This window comes from Infirmifilum sp. (genome assembly GCF_049970975.1).
GTDB classification, from domain to species: Archaea; Thermoproteota; Thermoprotei; order Thermofilales; family Thermofilaceae; genus Thermofilum; species Thermofilum uzonense.
This window is the reverse complement of the sequence record NZ_JBMFLX010000198.1, coordinates 1-1,797: the sequence shown is the minus strand read 5'-3', so window position 1 is coordinate 1,797 and position 1,797 is coordinate 1. Positions and strand designations below refer to the sequence as shown.

Genomic DNA, 1,797 nt, shown 5'->3' with positions numbered 1-1,797 from the left:
TCGGAGCAGTGCTCCCATCGCCTAGGCGGATCTTGAGGAGGTTCCAGACGGCTACCACGTCCCTGTGCCAGGCCTCGCCGCCCTTAGCGCACCTCCCGAGCCTGGATCCATTCTCGTAGGCGATCTCCGAGCAGTGGATCGGGCAGAGCCTGGACGTGTTCCTCGGGTTCACGTAGACTACCGGAAGGCCGTGTTCTCGGGCTTTCTCCTCAATCGCCTTCTGCATGCCTCTAAAGGCGGCTTGGAATATCCTGTGCCTCAACTGGCGATCCCTTATCCTGGAGACCATCTTCTCACCGGGTCTCCTGCCGAGCCTCTCCATGACTATGGCGTAACCTCTCTTGGAAGCCTCTCTCACAATTATGTTCGCAATCTTCCACCTCGCGTCATCTTTCTTCTCCTTTTCCTTGAGCTTCCTCAGGATCCTCTTCTTTCTACTAGAATTAGTCCCGTAGACAGCGTCGTACCTCTCCTGCACCCTCTTCCTCCGGTAATAGTAACCCAAAACGACTTTCTTCACATTCGTCTCGAAGAGGAGCGCTACACCGTCGAGTAGGACAGTCACGTTCTCCTCGTTGACGTCTACAGAGACATAGCCGCGTGGCTTGTACTCCCCGACCTCTTTAGCGAAGGTCAGGTAGACTAGCAATTTTCTGCTCCTCTTATTCAGCTTAATCTTTGCTTCGGGAGCAAGCCTCCAGCCACTATTGACGTACTTCCAGTACTGCTTGTGCGGAACAACTTCGAGAGGTACCCAACCCTTATGAGTGGCTACTTTAATAGATGTTAAACCATTTGTTTTCCACAAGTGGTCGTCGAGCCATATAGACACCGTGTTGACCTCGGGCAGGGCCTTCTCGGTCAGCCCTCTCTTCTTCAGCCTCAGGAAGCTTTTGGCTCTAGCCGACGCGTCCTGGCACGCGGTGTACGCGTAGTGAGAAGGGAGCTGAGGGTATAGATTCCTCAGCTCCCGGTACTTCAGCGCCTTAAGCTTCGTGAAGGAGGATACGCCCTCCCTCACAGCGTATAACGTGAGCTGCTCGACCATGTTCCGGTACATGCCTTCGACCTCGACGAAGACCCTGAACAGCCTCCTCGGAATGGGCGGCGTCTCGACTACAATGGTTCTAGCTACTCTCGCCACTGCCCTTCTCGACCTCTTCCACTAGCTTTTTGAAGCCCTCAACGAGCCTCTTTTTCCTGTGGCTCCTCATACCATAGAGCTTTCCAGCAAACGATGTAACAATCTCGATCAAGTCCTCCACGAGCTCTTGATAAGCGTTTTTAAGCTCCTCACCAAAAACAGTCTCAATCCTAACACCATATTGTTTAAAGAAGTACTCTAGGTATTCGAAACCAAACCTCGTCAATCTATCCCTGTAGGTTACGACTACAACATCTACTTGTCTACTAGCAACGTAGTTAAAGAGCTTCAGCAATCCTCTGCGGTCAGTCTTAAGACCACTAGCAACATCGCTTAGAATATCTACGACTTTATAGCCCCTACTTATGCAGTACTGCGTTAAGTACTGGATTTGTCTTTCTAAGCTATCTTTCTGATCGCTAGAGCTAACACGAGTGTAAATAACTGCTCTGATCTCCCTGACCTCAGCCCCACTCAGTATTCTTCTCACTTCACTCTCTGGAATACGATATTTACCACCAATGGTTTGTACAGCTTTCACTCTCCCTTCCTTAATCCACCTACGTAGAGTAGTATAACTAACACCAAGAAGCTCGCAAACCTCCTTAGGTCTCAGCAAACGCTCACTCATGTTACCAATAAATATTATTGTC

The 1,797-nt window shown here is 50.3% G+C and carries 2 protein-coding genes; both read right to left on the bottom strand.

Annotated elements, in window-relative coordinates:
• Positions 1–1,144 (bottom strand): RNA-guided endonuclease TnpB family protein (locus ACP5KC_RS10515; RefSeq protein WP_428287561.1); only part of this gene is annotated, 1,144 nt, incomplete at its 3' end.
• Positions 1,128–1,775, bottom strand: coding sequence for an IS607 family transposase (locus ACP5KC_RS10510; RefSeq protein WP_428287562.1), 648 nt, complete (start codon positions 1,773–1,775; stop codon positions 1,128–1,130). The genes ACP5KC_RS10510 and ACP5KC_RS10515, both read right to left, overlap by 17 nt.
• Between the last annotated feature and the right edge of the window lie 22 nt (positions 1,776–1,797).